Source organism: Rhodococcus sp. MS13, assembly GCF_013277835.1.
GTDB classification, from domain to species: domain Bacteria; phylum Actinomycetota; class Actinomycetes; order Mycobacteriales; family Mycobacteriaceae; genus Rhodococcus_F; species Rhodococcus_F erythropolis.
In genome coordinates this window covers 109,020-131,138 of record NZ_VBTL01000010.1, presented here as the reverse complement: position 1 = coordinate 131,138, position 22,119 = coordinate 109,020, and the positions used below count along the sequence as shown (strand labels likewise).

The 22,119-nt window shown below is 62.0% G+C and carries 24 protein-coding genes; 11 read left to right on the top strand and 13 right to left on the bottom strand.

Annotated features, from left to right (window positions below):
- Positions 1–9 precede the first annotated feature (9 nt).
- From FEZ59_RS21375 to FEZ59_RS21360, 4 genes are all read right to left on the bottom strand, one after another.
- The gene (locus tag FEZ59_RS21375) at positions 10–264 is read right to left on the bottom strand and encodes a Txe/YoeB family addiction module toxin (RefSeq protein ID WP_021333321.1); all 255 of its coding nucleotides are present in this window, start codon (positions 262–264) and stop codon (positions 10–12) included.
- Complete coding sequence (locus tag FEZ59_RS21370; RefSeq protein ID WP_021333320.1) at positions 261–512, bottom strand: type II toxin-antitoxin system prevent-host-death family antitoxin; 252 nt, start codon at positions 510–512, stop codon at positions 261–263. The genes FEZ59_RS21375 and FEZ59_RS21370 overlap by 4 nt, the downstream gene beginning before the upstream one ends.
- Positions 513–942: 430 nt before the next feature.
- Positions 943–1,608, bottom strand: coding sequence for a YoaK family protein (locus tag FEZ59_RS21365; RefSeq protein WP_019745905.1), 666 nt, complete (start codon positions 1,606–1,608; stop codon positions 943–945).
- 14 nt (positions 1,609–1,622) lie between these two features.
- A complete protein-coding gene (locus FEZ59_RS21360) occupies positions 1,623–3,176 on the bottom strand; it encodes an MBL fold metallo-hydrolase (protein WP_172933164.1) in 1,554 nt (517 codons plus the stop codon).
- 244 nt (positions 3,177–3,420) lie between these two features.
- Here FEZ59_RS21360 and FEZ59_RS21355 point away from each other — a divergent pair, with 244 nt between their 5' ends.
- Positions 3,421–4,398: an ABC transporter substrate-binding protein gene (locus FEZ59_RS21355; protein ID WP_060937769.1), complete on the top strand. Its 978-nt coding sequence runs from the start codon at positions 3,421–3,423 to the stop codon at positions 4,396–4,398.
- 2 nt (positions 4,399–4,400) lie between these two features.
- On the opposite strand, the gene FEZ59_RS21350 is transcribed toward FEZ59_RS21355, so the two are convergent.
- Positions 4,401–5,279, bottom strand: coding sequence for an alpha/beta hydrolase (locus tag FEZ59_RS21350; RefSeq protein ID WP_172933163.1), 879 nt, complete (start codon positions 5,277–5,279; stop codon positions 4,401–4,403).
- 100 nt (positions 5,280–5,379) lie between these two features.
- Between FEZ59_RS21350 and FEZ59_RS21345 the strand changes: the two genes are divergently transcribed.
- Complete coding sequence (locus FEZ59_RS21345) at positions 5,380–7,320, top strand: BTAD domain-containing putative transcriptional regulator (protein WP_172933162.1); 1,941 nt, start codon at positions 5,380–5,382, stop codon at positions 7,318–7,320.
- Between the two features lie 10 nt (positions 7,321–7,330).
- On the opposite strand, the gene FEZ59_RS21340 is transcribed toward FEZ59_RS21345, so the two are convergent.
- The gene (locus FEZ59_RS21340) at positions 7,331–8,905 is read right to left on the bottom strand and encodes a carboxylesterase/lipase family protein (RefSeq protein ID WP_113682775.1); all 1,575 of its coding nucleotides are present in this window, start codon (positions 8,903–8,905) and stop codon (positions 7,331–7,333) included.
- 112 nt (positions 8,906–9,017) lie between these two features.
- Complete coding sequence (locus FEZ59_RS21335; protein WP_020909604.1) at positions 9,018–10,346, bottom strand: diacylglycerol kinase family protein; 1,329 nt, start codon at positions 10,344–10,346, stop codon at positions 9,018–9,020.
- A gap of 154 nt (positions 10,347–10,500) precedes the next feature.
- Here FEZ59_RS21335 and FEZ59_RS21330 point away from each other — a divergent pair, with 154 nt between their 5' ends.
- The 4 genes from FEZ59_RS21330 to FEZ59_RS21315 are packed head-to-tail and all read left to right on the top strand — an operon-like array spanning position 10,501 to position 12,476.
- Positions 10,501–10,935, top strand: a complete 435-nt coding sequence (locus FEZ59_RS21330; RefSeq protein WP_172933161.1) for a hypothetical protein — start codon at positions 10,501–10,503, stop codon at positions 10,933–10,935.
- Positions 10,932–11,195: a hypothetical protein gene (locus FEZ59_RS21325; protein WP_019745914.1), complete on the top strand. Its 264-nt coding sequence runs from the start codon at positions 10,932–10,934 to the stop codon at positions 11,193–11,195. The genes FEZ59_RS21330 and FEZ59_RS21325 overlap by 4 nt, the downstream gene beginning before the upstream one ends.
- Positions 11,183–11,827, top strand: coding sequence for a TetR/AcrR family transcriptional regulator (locus FEZ59_RS21320; protein ID WP_172933160.1), 645 nt, complete (start codon positions 11,183–11,185; stop codon positions 11,825–11,827). The genes FEZ59_RS21325 and FEZ59_RS21320 overlap by 13 nt, the downstream gene beginning before the upstream one ends.
- Before the next feature lie 10 nt (positions 11,828–11,837).
- A complete protein-coding gene (locus FEZ59_RS21315) occupies positions 11,838–12,476 on the top strand; it encodes a DUF5701 family protein (RefSeq protein ID WP_172933159.1) in 639 nt (212 codons plus the stop codon).
- Here FEZ59_RS21315 and FEZ59_RS21310 read toward each other — a convergent pair.
- Positions 12,473–13,906, bottom strand: a complete 1,434-nt coding sequence (locus FEZ59_RS21310) for an amidase (protein WP_172933158.1) — start codon at positions 13,904–13,906, stop codon at positions 12,473–12,475. The two genes, FEZ59_RS21315 and FEZ59_RS21310, sit on opposite strands and share 4 nt — an antisense overlap.
- 68 nt (positions 13,907–13,974) lie before the next feature.
- Here FEZ59_RS21310 and FEZ59_RS21305 point away from each other — a divergent pair, with 68 nt between their 5' ends.
- The 3 genes from FEZ59_RS21305 to FEZ59_RS21295 are packed head-to-tail and all read left to right on the top strand — an operon-like array spanning position 13,975 to position 16,819.
- Positions 13,975–14,607 carry a TetR/AcrR family transcriptional regulator C-terminal domain-containing protein gene (locus tag FEZ59_RS21305; protein ID WP_202023051.1) on the top strand — a complete coding sequence of 211 codons (633 nt, stop codon included), beginning with the start codon at positions 13,975–13,977 and terminating at the stop codon, positions 14,605–14,607.
- Complete coding sequence (locus tag FEZ59_RS21300; RefSeq protein WP_069145349.1) at positions 14,604–15,458, top strand: alpha/beta hydrolase; 855 nt, start codon at positions 14,604–14,606, stop codon at positions 15,456–15,458. The genes FEZ59_RS21305 and FEZ59_RS21300 overlap by 4 nt, the downstream gene beginning before the upstream one ends.
- Before the next feature lie 56 nt (positions 15,459–15,514).
- The gene (locus FEZ59_RS21295) at positions 15,515–16,819 is read left to right on the top strand and encodes an HNH endonuclease signature motif containing protein (RefSeq protein ID WP_172933157.1); all 1,305 of its coding nucleotides are present in this window, start codon (positions 15,515–15,517) and stop codon (positions 16,817–16,819) included.
- A gap of 100 nt (positions 16,820–16,919) precedes the next feature.
- On the opposite strand, the gene FEZ59_RS21290 is transcribed toward FEZ59_RS21295, so the two are convergent.
- Entirely contained in the window at positions 16,920–17,618 is a 699-nt protein-coding gene (locus FEZ59_RS21290; protein ID WP_021345989.1) for a type 1 glutamine amidotransferase domain-containing protein, read from the bottom strand.
- 216 nt (positions 17,619–17,834) lie between these two features.
- Complete coding sequence (locus tag FEZ59_RS21285; protein WP_021333309.1) at positions 17,835–18,005, bottom strand: hypothetical protein; 171 nt, start codon at positions 18,003–18,005, stop codon at positions 17,835–17,837.
- Positions 18,006–18,157: 152 nt separating this feature from the next.
- On the opposite strand from FEZ59_RS21285, the gene FEZ59_RS21280 reads away from it, so the two are divergent.
- Positions 18,158–18,571: a hypothetical protein gene (locus FEZ59_RS21280; RefSeq protein WP_172933156.1), complete on the top strand. Its 414-nt coding sequence runs from the start codon at positions 18,158–18,160 to the stop codon at positions 18,569–18,571.
- 15 nt (positions 18,572–18,586) lie between these two features.
- On the opposite strand, the gene FEZ59_RS21275 is transcribed toward FEZ59_RS21280, so the two are convergent.
- From FEZ59_RS21275 to FEZ59_RS21265, 3 genes are all read right to left on the bottom strand, one after another.
- Entirely contained in the window at positions 18,587–19,861 is a 1,275-nt protein-coding gene (locus FEZ59_RS21275; protein WP_172933155.1) for an RNA polymerase sigma factor, read from the bottom strand.
- Between the two features lie 3 nt (positions 19,862–19,864).
- Positions 19,865–20,293 carry a YciI family protein gene (locus FEZ59_RS21270; RefSeq protein ID WP_007735729.1) on the bottom strand — a complete coding sequence of 143 codons (429 nt, stop codon included), beginning with the start codon at positions 20,291–20,293 and terminating at the stop codon, positions 19,865–19,867.
- Positions 20,294–20,452: 159 nt separating this feature from the next.
- Positions 20,453–20,920 (bottom strand): hypothetical protein, encoded by a 468-nt coding sequence (locus FEZ59_RS21265; RefSeq protein ID WP_242459892.1) that lies wholly within the window; start codon positions 20,918–20,920, stop codon positions 20,453–20,455.
- Positions 20,921–21,139: 219 nt separating this feature from the next.
- On the opposite strand from FEZ59_RS21265, the gene FEZ59_RS21260 reads away from it, so the two are divergent.
- Positions 21,140–22,111, top strand: a complete 972-nt coding sequence (locus FEZ59_RS21260; protein ID WP_172933153.1) for an alpha/beta hydrolase — start codon at positions 21,140–21,142, stop codon at positions 22,109–22,111.
- Positions 22,112–22,119 lie beyond the last annotated feature (8 nt).

The window sequence follows — 22,119 nt, the reverse complement described above, 5'->3', positions numbered from 1 at the left end:
CTTTGACTTTCAGTAATGTCGCCGAGCCTGCTGGATGACGATGATGTCATCTTTGACGACGTAGACGAGGCGATGCTCGCGGTCGATGCGACGAGACCAGGCGTTCAAGTCGCTGTATCGCAGAGGTTCAGGTTTACCGATCCCGGTGAAGGGATCTCGCTTGATGTCCTTGATGAGATCGTTGATCTTTTTGAGCACCTTGCGGTCCGCGACCGACCAGTGGGTGTAGTCATCCCATGCGTCGTCCGTAAAGGCGATATTCACTCGAGAAGCTCTCTTTCGGTGTATTCGCCACGTCGGGTTGCCTCCAGACTACGGATCAGGCGCATCGCGTTTGCAGGCGATGACAGCAGGTGCGCGGTCTCGACGATGGAGTCGTAGTCGTCCTTCGAGAGGAGAACCGCGTTCCCCTTCTTCGAAACGATTTCGATCGTCGTGTGGTCGTCGTTGACCTGCTCGATGAGCGGGAACAGTGACTTCCTGGCGTCCGTGGCGGTGATGGCATTGGACATTTGGCCTCCTGAACAGCAGCTCGCGTCTTCGATGATATTTTGACTTTTTGGTTACCATGCCGCCGTTGCCGCCTAGTGTACCAAACCAGTACGTAATTAGGTACCACTATGGTGCGCAGGACCTAGAACTGCCAGTTCAGGCGAGGTTTTTGGGCCGCAAAGGCGCCATCCGAGTCCAGACAACGAACGCACTCCAACACCCCGCAACCAATCCACATAGACCACTGCCGATTCCGGCGAGCCTGCCCGCCGCGATCAACGACAACCTCCACCCACACCTGAAAGTCGTTGTCCACAGCTATCGACTCGATCAACGCCAGATTGTCCTCGTCCAACAGCGATCCATCCGTGATCCGAATGATCCGAACCCTTCGGATCCAACGCCATCGCCACAGACACCCGCAAACGCGGCTTGTGTACCTCGCGCTTTCTACACCTGTGCCGGCGCCGGGGGCGAGACCCGCCACGCGACGGCGATCAGAAGAACCGTGAATGCCGAAGCAGGCCACAGAGCGTGAAGGCCGATCCACCGATGAACCAGCGCACCGACTACCGCGCCCGCGATCAACCCTGCACACATCCCGAAGTGCTGCAGCCACGCCCACTTCGGGCCGCCCAGAAAGGCTCCGGTGAGACGCTGGCCCATCTTGACCAGCGCACCGGTCATGTATGTGACACCGATCGTCACCTCACCGTCGCGCTGGAACACCGAGTTGACGGCTCCCATCGCCAGGGCCATCGCCGAGATCGCGCCTGGGGTGACGTCGAGGCTGCTCATCACCGAACCGATGGCCAGCAGTCCAGCCACAACCGCAAGCACCGTGACCTTGCGCGTCCGGACGGAGTACCGCTCCGTGAAGTGGGTGACGACGGTTCCCAGCGCGATTCCCAGGAGGAAGAGCACGATGATGCCGCCTGCCACCCTCGCGGTCGACCACACCCCGTCGGCAAATGCGACGCTCGCCTGCGTCATGTTGCCGCTCATGAACGAAACGAAAGGCCCACCGAGCGTGATGAATCCGAGCGCGTCGACGTAACCGGCCAACCCGGCGAGCGCTGTCGCCAGGCCGATCAGCGACCTGCTGTATCCCGTCACCCGACGAGCTCGGTTCAGCTCAGCTTGCTGGTGCGCAGCTCGTGGCCCTTGGACGTCTTGCAGCGGCCGGTCTCGAGATCCCACTGCCAGCCGTGCAGATCACAGGTGAGGTTGGTGCCGTCGACGACACCGAACTTCGACAGGTCAGCCTTGAGGTGGGGGCAACGACGCTGAATCTCGTAGCCACCCAACTCGATAGACGCGCTGTCGTCGTGCGCCTCGGCGAACCAGCCGTCGGCGTATGCGATGCGTTCGTCGGTGAGGCACTTGAAGAACGTGTAGAGGAACTCGTTGTACCCACCGATGCGCCACGCCGTGAAGCGTGTCGACAGGAAAATGGTGTTGACCCAGTCTGGCTCGTCGTCACGCAGAACGGTGCGAACCAGTTCGGGAGCAATGCGGAAGCCGTAGCGGTACTTACCTTCTCCGTCGATGGGCTCGCGAACGATCCGCTTCGGGAAGTCGAGGACGACCGTCTCCTCTCCCATCACGAGTCCGACGGGGTAGCCGATTCCGTCGCAGATCAGATCGGACTGCGCCATGATCGGCTCGAACTTGGCCTTCAGACCGTCGAGCAGCGGCTCGCCTTCGGCCGGAGCCCACGTAGCCTTCTGCGCGGCGATGACCGGTGCCATCTTCTGCGCCATCTTCTCGATGTACTCGGCCTTGTTCGAGAAGATCTTGTCGACGTCCGCTTCCGGGATGGGATGCGTCAGGGCGACCTTCTCGCTTCCCCGAAGTTCGACGGCCGAGCCGGGGATCATCAGCAGCCCACGATCGTTGCCGTTGATGCGCATCTGCTCGAGGAACGTGATCTGGTCGGGGAAGATGTTTCCCTCGTCGCCGTGATCGTCGTTGAGGTAACGCAGGTCGTCGTCGAGGAAGACCGGCGGGCCGGCCGACGGGACAACCCAGGCAGCGTCGACCTGGGAGATGTAGTTGCGGCAGCGGTCCATGCCGCGCTGACGCTTCTGCTTGCCGAAGTTGCGCTTGGTGCCCTTCGGGATGTCGTAGACCATCGGGTACCAGATCGCGCCCGAGTACTGCAGCAGATGGATGTCGACCTTCCCGAAGGCGTCGGTCAGCGGGTCGAGGTCGACTGGCCTGGCGTCGTTCATGTTGAAACAGGTGGTCTCCCCGTCCGAGACGACCAGGCCTGAGTCACCGATCGGACCGTCCGCGGGAGCGCGCAAAGCGATGATCATGATGTCGAGATCGCCCTTGGGACCGCTGACGGTGTGCTTGACGGAGTCTTCCGTCTCGAAGAACTTGTGGAAGCCGAGCTTCTCGAGCTCACGCTTGAGGTCCGGCACCGGGTAATCGGGGAGCAGGACGGTGGCGTCCTTGTTGACGTGCGCGATCAGGTTCTTCGGATCGAAGTGGTCCTTGTGCAGGTGCGAGACGTAGAGGTAGTCGCAATTGCCCAGCGCGTCCCAGTCCAGCTCGGTGTTGTCGGGGAACGGCACCCAGGACGCGAAATACGTCGGGGTCACCCATGGATCACACAGGATGGATCCGGCCTCGGTCTGGATGTGAAATCCTGCGTGGCCGACGCTGGTGATCTGCATTGCAACCTCCGAAATCGTACTGCTGGTGCACCCAGCATAGTCGGCGCCATCAGGGCCAAATCGCGATCGAGGAGGCGGCCGGTTGTGACGTCATGCACGTCAAAGGTCGAAAGTGGGTTGTGATTCAGGCGGGCCGGTGACGCCGACAACACTCTGCGCGCTGGCGTGTTCGCCGTATTTCTTGGCGCTCATGGGAGCTGTTTCGCCATTCCCGAAGGCAGCCCCTAAGGCTAACCTAACAAATATGACTCGACTTCTTTCTCCCTCCACGACCGATCGCGACTACTGGGCGATCGTGGACAACCTGACGCGGCGCGGTTTCTTCGGCGTCGGCGCGGGCGTCGCTGCGGCCGCGTTTCTCGCCGCCTGCAGCAGCACGGAAAGTTCGACGCCCGATAACGCGGAGACCTTCGAGTTCACACGCGGCGACGAGAAGCTGATCATTCCGACGGACCCCCAGAACGTCGTTGCCCTCGATCCACGCGACGGCCTCGAATTGTCGATCCTTGCGGGGTACCCGGTGACCGCCTACCCGACCGGCGCAGCCGAACACCTGCGCCGCGAGGTCCCGGATGCCACCGGTGTCGAGATTTTCGCCGAAGGTGCTTCGGATCCCAACTTCGAATACATCTCGACCCTCGGCGCAGACCTTCTCGTCCTCAGCGCCGGCTGGTGGGACACCGGGTCGTACGGCAACGACCGGATGCAGCAGATTGCACCGGTCCTGCCCGTCGGCAAGGACTTCACCCCGGAGTGGCGCAAAGTCATGTCGGACTTCCTCACCGGTATCGGGCGCAGCGATCGCGCCGAAGAAGTACTCGCCGAGTACGACGCCCATGTGGCTCAGGTCCGCCCGACCGTCGAACCGCTGATGGCCGGCAAGAAGGTTGCCTTCGTTGCCGCCGCAGAGGATCAGATCGCGTGGTTCCAGAACGATTTCCGCACCGCCGTCGCCGAGGACCTCGGGTTCGAGGTGCTCCGTGAAGGCCCCGACCTTCGCGTGATGCTCGGGTCGGAGCAGTTCAACCGTCTCGAAGAAGCCGACGTCATCTTCGCCTTGGATCGCAGCGCCTCCGGCAGCGTGTACACCTCGCCGACGTGGCAGCGCCTGCCCGCCGCACAGGCCGGTCGCGTAATTCCGTTCGACTACTACAAGGCCGCGGGATACGCCTTGACCGCCAAGGTCCTGGTCGACGACTTGGCGGCCGGGGTCAAGCGCTAGAACTACCTTTTCAGCAGAGTGCGGATCGCCTCGACCACTTCGGCAGGCGCATCTTCTGCCATGAAGTGACCTGCGGACAGCGTGCGGTGCTCGAGATCGGGCGCCCACGCTTTCCACCGGGCCTCGGCGTCGTAACCGAGCATCGAACCCCAGTCCTGCTGAATGACCGTGACCGGCATGTGCAGTTGGTTGCCCGCCTCCCGATCGACCTGATCGTGTTCGATGTCGATGCCTGCCGACGCCCGGTAATCGGCAACGATCGACGGCACCGCCTCCCGCGAGGCGCGCAGGTATTCCGCCCGCACGTCTACCGGAATCGCTTCGCGGTTCTGCGTCCACACGTCGAGAAAGTACTCGAAGAACGCGTCGGCGCTGGCGCTGATCATCTGCTCGGGAAGACCAGGTGGCTGAGCCATGAGATAGAGATGGAACGCCACAGCAGCATTCGATCCGTGCAGGATGTCCCACATATCCAAGGTCGGGAGCACGTCCAGCGAACCGAGCTGTGTGATCACATCCGGGTGGTCCAGCCCAGCTCTGACGGCAACCAGCGCACCACGATCGTGGCCGACGAGGGCGAACTTCTCGTGTCCCAGCTTCTTCGCCACCTCGACAATGTCGGCAGCCATTGTTCTTTTGGAGTAGGTGTCCGGGTTTTCCTCGACCGGTTTGTCGCTGGCTCCGTATCCGCGGAGATCCGGGCAGATGACGGTGTGATCCGACGCCAACGCAGTGGCGACGTGACGCCACATGAGGTGCGTCTGGGGGAAACCGTGAAGAAGGACGAGTGGTGTTCCGTTTCCGCCGACCGCGACGTTGAGCCGCACCCCGTCTGTTGTGGAAATCTGCTGATAGTCGAAGCCTGGAATGGTGATCGTCATCGGTCGCTCTCGTTCGTCGGGGTGATGGCAATAGTTGGGGTGATGCCAATCAGCCTCGCCGTAGTCGATGAGCATTCGATGAGCGCGATAACGTGGGGAAATGCGAGACCACACATTTTTCGGAGTGCTCGGACCCGTGGTCGCGTGGAACGAGTCTTCACACCAGATCGATCTGAAAGGTCCACGACACCGAGCGGTCCTCGCTCGTCTGATCATTGCCCGAGGACGTGTTGTTCCGGTGGACGTGATTGTCGACGACTTCTGGGTCGATCCTCCGGCCGGGGCTACCAGTGCAATACGTACGTTCGTTTCCGCACTGAGGCGCGCACTCGAACCGGATCGTGCCCCGCGAACGAAGCCGAAAGTCATTGTCACCGAAGGGCCTGGCTACGCCTTTCGCGCTGCACCCGACGCGGTCGACGCTTGGGAATTCGAAAGACTGGTACGTGAAGCCGCCGATTCGACGCCGGCGCAATCACTCGAACTGCTCCGAACCGCGCTCCAACTGTGGAGAGGGCCTGCCTACGCGGAGTTCGCCGAAGAACCGTGGGCTCGATCGGAGCGGTCACGCCTCGAGGAACTGCGTCTGACTGCCGTCGAACGCTTCGCATCCGCGCAACTCGATCTCGGGCGAACTGCCGAAGCGATTCCCGATCTGGACGCCCACGTCACGGAACACCCTTGGCGCGAGGACGGTTGGCGACTACTCGCTCTCGCGCTGTACCGGTCCAACCGTCAAGGCGATGCTCTGGCAGTCCTACGTCGCGCACGCGAGCTACTCGCCGAAGAGTTGGGCATCGACCCCGGGCCACGACTGACCGACCTCGAGTCCGACATTCTCCGCCGCGAAAACCACCTGGATCCTGTAGCGGCAGAACAGATCTTCACTCAGGTTTCGGCAGCGTACGACCGGACCGTAGCGGCAGGATCGAAATCGAGATTGGAGTCAACCGTCGGCCTCCTCCGAAGTTTGGCAGTTACGGGCGGAAGCGGACTCGAGACTGCCCGAAACCAACGACTGACAATCATCGGTGCCGCTGAACAATTGGACGATGTCGAACTCACCGCACGGATCATCGGCAACTACGACGTGCCCGGAATCTGGACACGATCCGACGACCCTCGGCAGGCTGCGCAGATCGTCGCGGCCGCTCAGCGCACCCTCGATCGACTTCCGGTCGGCAACGAACCCGCTCGGGCCAGACTGTTGGCGACAATTGCACTCGAATCGCGCGGACTGTCCGGTCATCGTGGGCTCGAATGTGCCCGCGCTGCAGTGCAGATCAGTCGCGCTCTCGACGATCCAGGTCTCCTGGCTTTCACTCTGAACGGATTGTTCATGCAGACGTTCTGGACTACCGGTCTGGCCTCCGAGCGCGACGGCATCGGCCGTGAACTGGTCGACCTCTCCGCTCGACACGGGCTGTCCACCTTCGAGATTCTCGGCCACCTGATCCGTATGCAAACCCTCAGTGCCCTGGGGCAATTCGACGCAGCCGAGCTACACGCCGAGACAGTTGATCGATTGGCCGGACGTCACGAACGGCCGTTGGCAGCGGTGTTCACCACCTGGTTTCGCGCTATGCGAACGGCCACCACCGGCGCAGAAGCGGCGCACTGCGAGAAGCTGTACGAAGCTGCGGCGGTGAACCTTTCCGGTTCCGGCATGCCGGGTCTCGAGGACGGCATACTCCCTCTCGCAATTCTCGCCCTCCGCGTGTGGCGGGGACTGCCGGCAATTTTCGACCCGGCTACGCAGTGGGGCCCGTACGAACCCTGGGCCCGGCCACACCTGCTCATCGCACAGGGGCAGGCGAACGAAGCAGCGAAGGCCGTCGAGGCATTGCCGGACCCGCCCAAAGACCTACTCTCCGAGGCACTGTGGTGCCTGACTGCCGCGGCGGCCACTGCAGTCGGCGACAGTCGAGTCAAGGAGCGTGCTCGAGCGGCGCTCTTACCTGCCGCCGCCGAAATTGCCGGCGCCGGAAGCGGAATGCTCACTGCGGGACCCGTCTCGCACTATCTCGCCACACTGCACTAGACCGAAACCATCAGGTGAACGCAATCACCGTGTCGCCCCACGCCTCCCGGATTTCGCAATCCAGATCAGCGACGACGGCATCGTGCTTGTCGATCAACAGTGTCGAGCGTGTGTCGGTGTCGTAAGTTGGCCATCCCGGGTCCGCACCCAGTTCACGATCGGCCCCGGTGCCGTAATCACCTGCAGCTCTGGCGAAATCCAGCCACCTCGCCTGCATGCGCTCTGACACGTGACGCGCCGCGCTCAGCCCACCCAATTTGTAGGTGATGTCCCGCGCTCCGTGATTGATGTTGCCGAAGACGTAGGCAAGTTCGGTCCCGTGGGTCGCACCAATTTTCAGCGCCTTGAGCATCGGCGGCGCGTAGTCGAAGCGGTACAACCACGTCGGTGCAATCTTGCTGTGCGCCTCGGCAATCCACAGCGTGGGCAAACGAAATCCGAAGTCACGGGTCAGCCCGAGACCGGCGCCCAGCTTGGACAGCCCCGAATACGCACCTTCGATCTGAGAATGATCGGGTAGCTCGAGCCCAGGGTGCTCGTCGGCGATCTCCGCGAACATCGACGTGATCACGACGGGATCGATCGGCATCAACGGCGATTTCATCATCCGGAAGAGCGAAGATTCGTCTTTGTTGGTTCCGATGATCAGCGGAATCGGGTGTGCGTTGCCGTGACGGAACGCGCGCACCGGGTAATCAGGGAGCAGATCACCGTCGACGATCGGCGCGAACGCCAAAGTGCCGGGCGTCTCCTGAGGGACGCGAGCAAACAGTTCGTCTGACGGCCCGATCAAGTCTTCGGCAGACGTGGACCGCAATAGACCCAGATCGCCCCCGCCGCTGAAGATCTCGAGGAAGAGCTTCGCGACGATCTCGCCACGTTCACTCCCGTACACCGAAGTGGCGGGGGAACTCTCGGCGATAGCGCGATGAAACAGGCCACGGGCGGACGGCACGGTCATCAGCGTCGTCACAGCGCCGCCACCTGCCGACTCGCCGAACAACGTCACCCGATTCGGATCACCACCGAAGGCCGCGATGTTGCCTTGAACCCATTGCAGCGCTGCAATCATGTCGCGGAGAGCGACATTGGGCTCGAAGGTGTGTTCTTCCGAGTTGAAGGACGAGAAATCGACGAAGCCGAACACACCGATGCGGTAGTTGATCGAGACGACGACAACGTCACCGTTCTCAGCCAATGTGGTTGCGTCGAAAAGTGGTTGGCTGGATGCTCCGCGAAAGTACGCACCGCCGTGAATCCAGACCATGACCGGTTTACCCGGCGCATCAGAGCCGACGGGGCCCGGCGCCCATACGTTGAGAAACAGGCAGTCTTCATCCATCGGAACGTTCTCACCGAGCGGGATCATCGCAAGTCGACTTTGCGGTTCACACGGACCGAATTCTGTTGCGTCTTGAATCTCGGTCCACGGCTGTGGCGGAACGGGTGCGCGGAAACGCAACGACCCGACCGGAGGTGCCGCGTAGCGGATCCCCTTCCAACTCGATACCGCACCTTCCGTGGATCCACGAACCGGCCCGTACGTTGTCTCGACTACCGGCGCTTCGCTGGGTGTGATCGTCATTCGATTGCTCCTCGAGGATCCGTACCGGCCCTCAATGCTGCCAGCATCCGGTGCAAATCGGACATGTTTGCCGGATTCACTCTGCTGGCAGTCATGCAAGGCTATCGCCAGGTCATGCGCCGGATTTCGTGAACTTAGCCAACTCTCGCAATCGGACCAGATCCCAGGCATGCCTGGGCCTACGGACGCCCGGACGGTCTCGGGGGACTCTGACTCTCAGTGCCTGCGGGCTGACCGTGCACCTGACGGGAGTCGGCATCACCAGAGCCTCACCGTCGACGCCGACCGGAATCTCGTCGGTGTCGGCGTCGATGATCACCTCGAATCCGGTGCCCTGAGCCAGGCCTCGTTGATGCGCCCGATGGAGTAACCCGACGGCCTGACGGGCGCTGCCGACGGAGATCGCCACGATCCCGAGAGTGCCCCGGTCCAATCGCGGGCGATGACCGAGCCCCGCCAGGTCGTTCATCTCGTACGGTCCGTTGCTGACCAGAACCGCCTGTGGACCCACCGCGGACACGCTCGGGGAGCGCGCGGTCAGCACCGCTCCGGCGCGTCCGGCGAGCAGATCCGGGAGTTTCTGCAGGAAGGTGCTGGTCTTGGCGTCGCGGTACTCCGGACTCTGGACAACTTCGGCGTATGCCCCGAACGATGCGTTGTTGACGAAGGTTCGACCGCCGACATTACCCAGATCCACCGTCACCTCGACGCCGTCGACAAGCGCGTCGAGGCACCGTGACGGATCGTCGAGGTCGAGACCCAGATCCGCGGCGAAGTGATTGCGCGTCCCGGCGCTGACGACCAGGAAGGGCAGGTCGTGTTCGGCCGCGACAGCGGCAACCAACGCCTGAGTTCCGTCGCCACCGGCAACACCGAGTAGGTCGGCGCCGTCCGCGACCGCCTGCCTGGCCAAGGCTGTCACGTCGATCTTCTCCGGCCCCTCGAGCAGTACGACCGTGGCCCCTCGTTCCTCGGCCTTGCGTTTCAAGTCGAACTTCTCGACCTTGCCACCGCCGGAGTTCGGATTCATCACGAAGAACGGTTTGGCGGGCGGCGGCGCCGGTCGCTCGACCACCGGCAGTTCCTTCTCCTCCCCCTCCAAAGCGGCGCGGGCGCAGATACCGGCTATGACGAACAATCCGATCGAGAGCAGCACCACCCACAAGAGGCGTTCTCGGATCAGGAAGGCGAGCACCACGATCGGCGTCAGAACCGCCACAGCCAACGAGATCCAGCGGAGAAATCCGCGGGTGGTCAGAAACCAGTACACCGCTACGACGCACACGACCACCCCACCGATCCCCAGGATCAGCATGGTCAAGGTTTTCAGTCCGGCGAAAATCAGGAGCACCACGACGGCAAGAACCAGCGCAGCAAATGCCGCGCGCGCCAACCAACTCTGTTTCGACGAGGGCCGATCCGTGCGGACAGGGGTCGTCATCGAGCCACCTCCCGCAGTTCGCCTCGTCGGATATTCAACTGTTGATATTGCCGTGTCTGTCTCCTCAGGACTAGCCAATTACCTACCCTCGGAAACCCACTTTTCCAGCGCTGATACTTTATGACGACACCTCGTCATAAAAAGGAGAAGGCCCGTGACAACACCGACGTCCGCAGCATGGGGATCTTCGGAGGAGCCTCTGACCGTGGTGCGGAAAGCCGGTCTTCACGGACTGCGGTGGACGGCCTGGCTGGCCGGCGCGACAGGCCTCGCACAATTGGTGTCGATCGGGCTGAACCTAACCGACACCGTCCGCGGAATCGTCCCGACCACGTACCCGCCTGTAGACGTGGCCTGCAGCGTTGTCGCGCTCGTTCTCCTGGTCAGCCTGCTTGTCGGCCGACCCAACGGCCCCGCGATGTTGTCGGGTCTCGCCCTCCTCATGGCCATGCTGATGGCGCCGACCCTCCACAAACATGCACCCGAGTCGCTCTGGCTGGCGGCGGCACACGCCGTTTCGGTCGTCGCCGTCATCATGCTGTCCGTGATGACTTCGAGGTTCTCCAGTGCCGAGTTGGATCGGCCGTGACACCGGATTCACCCCTCTCGCTTGCGGCCGAAGAATGGATCACCGATCTGACTGCCGCGGAGATGGAGCGATTGCGCAAACGCACGACGCTCACCGCCGCCGAAGCGCAGGAAGTCTGCCGATCCGTACGCTCGATCGCGCAGCAGATGATGCTTGTACCCGTCTCGATGTGGCAGGGTGATCCACGCCTTGTTGCGGATCTGTTCGACCTCCCCGTGACCATGAATCAGACACAGGAGGATCGACCATGCCGAAGCTGACCGGTGGCGCGACAACCGCAGAACACAAGATCGCGACCCGAGAAGCCATGTTGGACGCGTTCATTCGCGAACTTCACGAGCAGGGCTGGCAAAACGTGAAGCTGCAGACTGTGGCCCAGGCAGCCGGTGTCTCACGGACAGCGGTGTACAACTACTTCCCCGACAAATCTGCGTTACTGCTTGCCTGGTCCACCCGCGAGATGGACAGATTCCTACTCCTGGCCGAGCGTGAACTCGCGGATCGCGAGAATCCTGTCGACCGAATCGAAATCCTCGTCAAACTGACGCTCGTCGAGTTCTCACTGCAGCGATTCACGGGAATCGCGTTGGTCGAATTGCTGTCCGCGCCGGATCGCGAAAGCTTTCTCGAACATATTGTCCCGCTGTCGGTTCTGGTAGAACAGCTCGTCCAGGAAGGCGTCGACGCCGGCGTCTTTGTCGATTCCGATGCTGCCGCGTCGGCGCAGCTCATCCTCGCCTGCGTGGAAAGCCGTCGCCCGATGCTCATGGCCGGCGACCGAGTGGACACTGTCGTGGCGACCACCGTCCCGTTCATCATGCGCGCGTTGGGCGTCTCGTGGCCGACTTCCCTCACCGCCGATCCCACCGATCGGCCTGCTCACGATCGGTAGGATCGCAGGTATGCACTTCGACCTCCCGCCCATCGATCAGCAGGCCGAGCGATTGATCGAACTCGGGGTACACGAGATGGCCGGGCTTTCTGCCGGCGACGTCAGGGCAGCCGCCGCAGCCGGTCAAGGTGAGGTGGGACTGCTTACCGTGCACGAAAAACTCGCTCCAGCTTCCATTTTGACTCCCCTGCTCGAGCACAAGAACAAGAGGGGCTTCGTTGTCGTCGACATGGCCGACGTCGATCTGTTCGCTCCTACCGAGCCGGCCGCGTTGCCTGATACCGCGATGTATCTGCTCGGTGAAGTCGACCGCGGGGATCACCTGGCCAATTGGAGTCCGGACGAAGCACTTCCCGCGATCGTTGATGCCGACCGTACGCCGCTGACCCTCACCGAAGGCATTCACTGGCTGTTGCAGCGCCCCGACGTCCTCGAACGCGGAAAGTGCTTCATGACCATCGGCTCCCGATTGCGTAAGCCTGACGGAACTTTCGACACCAGAACCCCGGCTGTGTGGATCAGCAACGGAACCGGCCGGGACGGCAAAGACAACCGCAACGCCCCGAAAGTCGGGTGGTGTTGGTGGGGTAACCGCCACACGTGGTTGGGGTTTGCATCGGCCGGCGGGCGGACGTCGCTCCCGGGTTAGAGCACGGTTGCGCGGTCGAATCGGTATCGATCCTTCCACGGCATCGCGTTCTCCAGCATTGCAGCGGCAGAGAGCAATTCTGCGTCGCAACCCCATTTCGCCGAGATCATCACGCCGAGTGGAACACCGTCTTCCGTCCAACCGAGTGGCAAGCTGATCGACGGGAATCCAGTTGCGTTGGCGACGATGGTGTTTCCCGTGAAAGCGACCATGTCGATCAGTTCGGTCGCGGGGTCTTCGTCATTACGTAGCTCACCGACTGCCAACGGCGGTGTTGTCACCGTCGGGGTGACAACAAGATCGGCGTCGGCGTAATCCAGGCTCCACCGCCGCGCCCATGCCTGAACAACTCCGATTGCCGCGGCCAGATCGCCCGACGGCACTTCGTTTGCTCGAACACGTAAGTGCTGCACTATCGGACGGAGAAAGTGTTCGTACTCTTCTGGAATGGGCTTGGTGCCGGCCAAGGACGAGAACATCGTGGTGAAGGCATCGACGAAGGCGTCGTCTCGGGCCTGAGGACGTTCGAACACGTTGTGTCCCAGACTCTCGAGAACAACGCCCACCCTCGATACCGCCTCGGAGACTCGTGGGTCCACCGTGCCGCCGGATACCGAGCCCTGAGCGAGGGCGACCGTCAGGGGGCGAGAATGCGACCCTTCTGCCTGGACAACAAACTCTTCGAACGACTTCGGCCGGGGCGGGTGAATCGTCCCGGCGCCAGGTCGCGTCGCCAGAACATCCAGCAGTGCAGCGGTATCGCGAACCGTTCGGGCGATCGGCCCCTTGCTCGCAAAACCGAAGTTGTCGTGACCTGCCACCCCCATCGTGATCAGACCGCGACTCGGCTTGAGGCCCACGACTCCGCACGTACTTGCCGGTGAACGCAACGACCCGGCGGTGTCACTTCCCTGAGCAAACGGCACCAGACCAGCGCCAACGGCGGCCGCGGCGCCACCACTGCTACCGGCAGCACTTCGTGTGCGATCGAACGGACTGCGCGCGGGCGGAGCAACTTCCGGCTCGGTGTAACACGCTGCCCCGAACTCGGGCACCGTCGTCTTGCCGATATCGATCAGACCACCTTCTCGGATCGCCTCGACGATCTCGTCATCGGCGTCCGGCACGAAGTCCCGAAAGAGCGCCGATCCGAAGGTCGTGCGGATGCCGCGAGTTGCGTCGAGGTCCTTGATAGCCGTCGGGACGCCGAACAGGCGCGGAAGCGGTCCGGCGTCCCGCTCGTCCAACCTGCACTGGGCCTGCTCGGCGAGTTCGATCGCATGTTCCCCGGCGATCGTCGTGAATGCACCCACGTCATCGGAAGTGGTCGCACGATCGACGAAGTACCGGGCCACCTCGGGGATCGAGACCTGCTTCGCGGCGATCACACCGGCGAGTTCGACAGCGGACAATTGATGGAGATCAGTCATCGGGCAGCACTCCTTGTAGGTCAATCGACCCTTGTAATTTCGATACGCGTATCGCTATTGTTGTCAGCATGGTATCCGAATCCGTCGGCTCTGCAAGGGCCGGTCGACCAAAAGCATTGAGTCACAGACAGATACTCGATGCTGCGGCCGAGATCGCCGATACGGACGGCCTGGACGCGGTCTCATTTCGAGTGCTCGCCGAGCGACTGGGCATATCGCCGATGTCCGTCCACCGCACTACCGGCGGCATCGACGCGCTGAGGCGAGACCTGATTTCCACCCTCGTGGGAGAAGCCGTCTCGTCGATCGACTGGCCGACCGACTGGCGCGGGGTTGCCCACACGTTCGCCTACGGTCTACATGACCTTCTGATGAGGCATCCCCTCGTTCTGGAAGCCCATCGGCAGGCATCGCTGGAAGCACCCGGTGCCGACGATACCGCCCACCGAGTCGTGCGAGCGCTTTCGCAGGCCGGCCTCGATGACGAACAGGCCACTTACGCATACGGCGCCGTGCATGATTTCGTGACCGGACACGTCGCAATTCAATTGGGACGCGGAGCTTTCGACAATGCACCCGCCGATCGACGCGAGGCATCGGTGTTCGCGCTTCATCACGATCCCGCCCGAAGGTTCGAATTCGGAGTCACGCTCATTCTGGATGGCGTGGCGTCGATCGCGCAGCGAGGAAGCACAAAATGACAAGTAGCGTGGCGACAACCGAAATTCGTGGCACCTCGGGGCGCCGTATCGCGTTCTGCGAGTACGGCGATCCGACTGGCCGGCCGGTAGTCGTGGTTCATGGATCACCTGGCAGCCGATACGAGGGGCTCTCACTCGACAACGCGGCTGCGACGGCGGGTCTACGGCTGATCGTCCCCGATCGTCCCGGTTTCGGGCGCACAGATCCACACACGGACAAGGGATTTCATTCCTGGGACGACGACTACGTCACTCTGATCGATCATCTCGAGTTGGACTCGGCCGCACTGATGGGCTTCTCCGGAGGCGGCGGTTACGCGCTCGCAGTCGCTGCGGCCGTACCCGAACGAGTCTCGAAATTGGTGCTGGCGTGCGCCATGATTCCCGGAGCCCCACGAGATACTTTGCGGCGCAGGATAAAACTGGTATCCGCGCTGTACTTTGCCGCCAACTGGGCTCCCCGCATGGCTGGCGCAATGCTTGCGGGAACCGGAGTGTTCTCCAAGTTGCGCAGCGACTCCGTCTCGATCTGGCCGGCCGCCGATCAGGCCGTCATGACCGACGAGTCGCATCGCCCTGCTCTCCAATTGGATTCATCCGAAGGGATCGCACAGGGCGGATCCGCAGGGGTTGTCGACTTGGCTCGGTATCGCCACGAGATGCCAGGGTTGCTTCAATCCATCTCGGTACCAACGGTTTTCCTGCACGGAACCAATGACAGGAACGTACCCATCGAAGTTGCCCGCTGGGCCCACTCGATGATCCCCCACTCTCGCTTCGAAGAGGTCAGCGGGGGCGGCCATTTGTTCGTAGTCGCGGACCCCACTCCACTCATTCGCGCCCTCACATAACCTCTTGACTCGAACTGATGTTCGAGTATTGTTGGGGGTGGGGATCGGGGGATTCAATGAGTGTTCTGTTGTCGGATGTGGTGTCGGGTTCTGCGGTGGGGTTGCGCGCACGCCTGTGGCGGTTGCCTGCTTCTGAGTTGCGTGCTGCTGCGGTGTCGGCGAGCGCGGAGATTCTTCGTCTCGAGGCTGTTCGGGTGGCGGTGGTCGACGAACTCTCAATGCGCCCGGATGATCAGGTGATTGCCAGCCGCGGAGTGGGGTCCTGGTTGGCGGCGAACACGATGCTGCAGATCCGGGACGGGAAGAAGATCGCCGCCCTCGGTGCGGCGCTACGGCCGTTTCCCGCGGTGGCTGCTCGGTTCGATGTCGGGGACTGCTCGTTCGAGCATGCCGTGTTGATCGTGGCGTTCTGCGAATCACCACCGAAGGGGATGCCGGAGGAAGCGCTACCGAAGTGCATCGATTTGTTGTTGGCTGCTGCTTCGGGCGTGGAGTCGACGACCACGAAAGTCCGGAGTGTTATCGCGACGTTGGAGCGAATCTTCGAATCCGATGAGATTCCACCCGCCGAAGACATCGACCGCAACGAGTTGCGGATCGCATCGACACTGAACGGTCGGGTGGTGGTGCGCGGTGATTTCGATGCTCTCACCGGTGAAATGCTGCTATCGGCCCTGTCGAATCTGACGATGCCCACCCCGGCACCCGATGGAACCCCGGATTCCCGGTCGGCGGCGAAGCGGACCGCGGACGGGTTCACGGAACTGATCCGCCGCTATCTGGACTGCGCGAAGACCGGTACGGATGGTGGTCAGCGTCCGCACGTGAACGTGCACATCAACGCGCGTGATTTGGCGGAGCATCGGGACTGCGCCGCCGCACCCTCGCCCGATGGTGGTGGAGTGGCTGTGTCGGATCTCGATGTCGGGCACATGCCCTGGCTGGGGCCGCTGTCGGTATCCCAGACCAGACTCCTCGGTTGTGATTGTTTCCTGTCGACTGTTCTGCTCGATGATCACGGCGCGCCGCTCGATGCGAAACCCGGGAAACGGTTGGTCACCGCGGAGCAGCGAGTGGCGTTGATCGCCCGAGACAAGGGCTGCGCCTTCCCGGGCTGCACATGTGTGCCGGCGTGGACGGATGCGCACCATATTCGGCACTGGGCGAACGGCGGCCCGACGGTGATGAACAACCTTGTCCTGCTGTGCCGTTCGCATCACCGGTTGATGCACCGAAAATCCGGGTTCGTCGGGAAATGGGTGATCCGCATCGGGGTCGACAACAAACCCTGGTTCATCCCACCGCCCTCGATCGACCCCGGGCAGCATCCGCGGCCGGCGAACACCACCTTCAAAACCTGAGGTAGTACTCCTCGGGCACAACAGAACACGGCCCAGCACCGCATCGAAAGAGTCCTCGATGCGGTGCCGAAAGCCGTGCTCGGGCCTAGCCGGTGATCGTTCAGCCCAAGTCGGCGACGATCCGCTCGGCGAGCGGCTTCGACGAAGCCGGATTCTGGCCGGTGTACAGCTTCCGGTCCACCACGACATAAGGCGACCAGGCGTCAGCCTTCGAGAATTTGCCGCCCAACTCGCGTAGCCGAGTTTCGAGCAGCCACGGAGCCTTGTCCGCCAGACCAGCCTGCGTCTCCTCTTCATTGGTGAACGCCGTCAGCTGATAGCCGTCGAACAGCCAGCTTCCATCGGATCTCTGGGCAGGCAGAAGTGCCGCCGGTGCGTGACAGACCGCCGAAACCACCTTGTCGGCGTCCAAGAACTTCACCAGAAGCTCGCCGAAGGATGCCGACACTGCAAGATCTTCCATCGGTCCATGTCCACCTGGCACAAAGACCACGTCGTAGTCGGCAGCATCGGCGTTCTCCAGAATCTCCGGCGAATCCAGCACCGGCTGCAGATCGGCGATGTACTTGCGCATACGATCAGCGCCTTCTTGCCCGCCGTTGACCTCGGGCGCCAGGCTTCCCTCATCCACAACGGGGGCTTTACCGCCAGGCGTCGCGATCACGATGTCGTAGCCGGCCTCGACGAAAACGCGATGCGCCTCGACCAGTTCTTCCGCCCAGTATCCGGTTGGGTGGGCTGTCCCGTCGTTCAGCGTCCAGTGATCTGCAGAAGTGACTGCAAACAACAGCTTTGTCATCGCGCAACCTTTCGTCGTAGCCAGGAACCGTCGTAGTCAGGAACCGTCGTAGCCAGGAACCCCGAGACACGGAACCCCGGCGAACGCTCCCTTGGATGAAACGCACTCAACCGGAGGGAATTCCGCATCGGCCGTTCCAGTGCGACTTCTCACCAACGGGGCATACAACCCGTCATACCCACATTCCAGCTCGGATATTTGGGGCGAACAGTGCGATCAGGTCAGTACGAAGGCCACGGCAAAAAGTGTCCAGGCGGCAGCAAGAACCGTCGACGCCGCAGTAACTGCCCCGGTCACGGCAGGTCGAGTGCTGCAGTTGCGCGCCGCGATGATCCCGACCGTCATCAAGGTCAGCGCCATCAGGAATGACAGAACCACGATCTTCACCAGCAACCCCTTCGACGTCGGCCAACAGAACCGAAGGCCATTTAGATAGTACACAAATAGATCGTGCATTAATCAAATGGAATCCGTCAGGTACCTCTTGACAACATTCGATTGAAACTGTCAGGCTAAACCTGACGAATGGAGAACTTCTTATGCAAGATCTGATCGAGACCGCCCTGACCGCAAAGATCGAGACCGCCGCAACTTCGACGGTCAACGCCGGAATCGCCGAGGCCGGCGCGCAGGCGGACAAGATTGTCGGAACGGATCCATTACCTGGTAGCCCCGAATGGGAGGCAGAACAGGACACCGACATCCCGGCGCAGCGTCAGATGGCTTGGCAGTTGGCAAGTTTCCGGATCCAGCTCGCCGTAGGCATCGATTCGACGGCAAGCGTCATGAGCCTGCGAAGATTCGGCGCAACATGGGCAACCATCGGCCGCGCTGCCGGAATGACCCGTCAGTCCGCGCATGAACGGTGGGGTCGACGTGTATCGGACATGCTCGATCCTTACGGGGTCGGGATGCCGCCCATGGTGCCGAATGATGATCCGACTCAGCCCTGACTACCAATCGTGTGACTACTGATCCGACAGCAGCGCATCTGCTTTCGCGACCAATACTGCACGCTCACGCTCGTTCCCGGCCAGCCTCGCTGCTTCGAGGAGTTCGGTTCTAGCCTCCTCGGATCGGCCGAGCTGACTGAGCAACTCCCCCCGAACACTGGGAAGCAGGTGGTAGCCGGTCAATTCACCTGAAGCGACAAGCTTGTCGACGAATTCGAGCGCAGGGCCAGGACCGTATGCCATGGATACCGACGCCGCATGATTGAGGTCGACCACGGGCGATGGCGCCAGTTGCGCCAGAGCCTCGTAGAGGATGACTATCTTCTTCCAATCGGTGTCGTCGAAAGTTGCTGCTCGCGCATGACATTCGGCTATCGCTGCCTGCAAACCGTACGGGCCACGTCCACGCCCGACGGCGTCAGCTCGTTCCAGCGCCGCAAGCCCGCGCGAGATCTGTAGGCGGTCCCACCTAGTCCGGTCCTGGTCCGCCAGCAGGATGGGCTCACCTGTCGAGGTTGTCCGAGCGCCGAATCTCGAGGCTGTCAGCTCCATCAACGCGACAAGGCCGTGTACCTCGGATTCCCCGGGGACTAATTCGGCGAGTATTCGCGCGAGCCGCAGAGCTTCAGCACTCAGGTCCGCCCGCATCCACTCGTCCCCCGAGCTGGCTGCATAACCTTCGTTGAACACCAGGTACAGGACTCCGAGGACGGCGCTCAACCTGCTCGAAAACTCTTCTCGTCCTGGAACTTCGAAAACCGCTTTCGAAGCGGTCAACGCCTTCTTCGCACGGACTATCCGCTGCTGAACTGTCGCGGTCGGCGTCAGGAACGCCTTCGCAATTTCTTCGGTGGTCAACCCGCCCACAACCCGAAGAGTCAAGGCCACCTGCGCTTTTCGATTCAACACCGGGTGACAGGCGATGAACATCAGCCGGAGGACGTCGTCGTCGATCCGATCCGGATCCCAGCTGACGTCGTCGAAATGCGAAGCGTCGTTCTCGAGTTCACGCGCAAAGTGGGCGTAGCGCTCGTCCAGCCTCTCACGTCGTCGCCACCCGTCGATTGCTCGACGCGTCGCAACGGAAGTCAGCCAGGCAGCGGGATTTCGGGGAACTCCGGTGGCAGGCCACTGCTCGACAGCTTCGAGCAGAGCCTGCGCTGCCAGGTCTTCGGCGAGATCAAGATCTCCGACGGTGCGAGTCAACGTGGCGACGATCTTCGCGGATTCGATTCGCCAGACCGCGTCGACAGCCTTTCTCGTTTCTTCTCGCACCGCCTCGTCGGTCATGGTTCAGCCTGCGACCGGACGATCGGTACCGAGCTCTTCGCGCCAGCCGGCTTCCTTCTGGATGTACTCGTTGTCCTGATCGAAGTCCGACATCTCGCTCACACGGCGCACCTCGAGCTTGCTTCCCGGCCCGAGCGGGCAGCGCTTCGCCCATTCCAAGGCTTCGTCTTTGGTCGACGTCTGAATGATCCAGAATCCCGAGAACAACTCCTTCGTCTCGCCGTACGGGCCGTCGGAGACCAGCGGCGGATCGGACTCGAAATCGACGATGAATCCCTCCTCCATCGCCAATCCCTCACCCGCCAGCAGCACACCGGCCTTGATCAAGGATTCGTTGTATTGCCCCATCGCGGCGATGATCTCGTCGAAGTCCATGTCCTTGGATGCTTCGATGGCTTCGTCGGTGGAACGCATGATCAGCATGTACTTCATGAGAATCTCCTTCGTTTGTGGACCGCTCATTCGGTCCCTCTGCCTACACGTCGAACGGCAAAGACGCCGATCGACAAACTTCCGAAACTAATTTTCGAAGGACAAATCCGCCGGTCGAATACGTTGCCCACGGTATCGGCAGAAGGGTCGTCTGGCAGCTCAGAAATCGAGAAATCCCGGCACGACTTCAACGGCGAGCCCGGCCGCGTCAGCGCTCCCGTAGAAATACACCGAGCCGTAGCCAAACAGGTATTCCTCGACGAACTCGGGTTGCGGCTCGGCAACCACCGGCCATCCCTCTTCATTGATCTGGAACAGGAAGCGATGCCCGTCCGCCTCGACGGCATCGGCGTAGGACGGTTCATTTTGTATGAGTACCGGTTGCGGCGCGATCAACACCAACGGCATCACTACGTCGTCTGCGGGAAGATTGATCAACGCCGCGCTCCCCAAGCCCTCGTGAGTGCCGGCCGATTCCGCACTTCGTGATGACGGCGGGTGCAGGACTGCCCTGATCCCGATGTCCGGGTATTCGAGGTCGTCGTCGCCGATGGAGAATCCCCGACGGATGAAGACGGAAAGCTCTCGCGCACCGAGCCACGGAGCCGTGTGCGCCCCGAGCGTCAAGAGATACTCATGCGTCTGCAAAATCGGCTGACCAGTGAAAACCTGCGGCGGGCGTCCACCAATCCTGGACCCAACTTCCGAATGGCTCGAACCCACCCCTAGATGTACTCTGTCCACCGGCGTCATCCTAGGGAGATCCGACGGGCGTCGGTAGAAGACTCTCCGATTTCCTACAAACCACTGGTGACGTAGGCCACATTCAGGCTAGATGATGAGTGCATGACAACATTCCCCACTCTCGACCCCGAACTCGCTGCAGCGCTCACCATGCTCCCGAAGGTGGACTTCGCTGACCTCCCCAACGCGCGGGCCACCTACGACGCTCTGATCGGCGCCATGTTGGCCGACCTGTCATTCGACGGAGTCTCGCTTCGTGAACTGTCCGCTCCTGGCCTGGACGGCGATCCGGGGGTCAAGATTCGTTTCTTCACCCCGGACAACACCGCCGGCCCTGTCCCCGTTCTGCTCTGGATCCATGGCGGCGGATTCGCAATCGGCACCGCAGAGTCCAGCGATCCATTTTGTGTCGAGGTAGCGCGCGAACTCGGATTCGCCGTTGCAAACGTGGAGTACCGCCTCGCCCCCGAAACCTCCTTTCCCGGCCCCGTCAACGACTGCTACGCCGCACTCCTCTACATCCATGCCCATGCCGAGGAACTGGGAATCGATCCCAGCCGCATCGCAGTGGGCGGGCAGAGTGCAGGCGGCGGATTGGCCGCGGGCACTGTCCTCAAAGCCCGCGACGAGGGCGTTGTGCCTGTGGCATTCCAATTCCTCGAAATTCCTGAACTCGACGACCGTCTGGCGACGGTCTCGATGACGAACTTCGTCGACACACCGTTGTGGCACCGCCCCAACGCCATCCTGTCGTGGAAGTACTACCTCGGCGAGTCGTATTCAGGTCCCGAAGATCCTGACGTCTCCATTTACGCTGCGCCGTCCCGGGCGACCGACCTCACCGGTCTGCCGCCGACCTACCTGTCCACCATGGAACTCGACCCGCTCCGCGACGAAGGAATCGAATACGCCCTTCGACTGCTGCAAGCGGGAGTCAGCGTCGAATTGCACTCCTTCCCCGGAACCTTTCACGGGTCGGCGCTAGTCGCGACCGCAGCGGTCAGCGAAAGAGGTGCCGCCGAAGCCCTCACTGCGCTCCGGAGAGGGTTGCGTTCGCTGTCGCCTGTCTCGTAGCGTTGCGA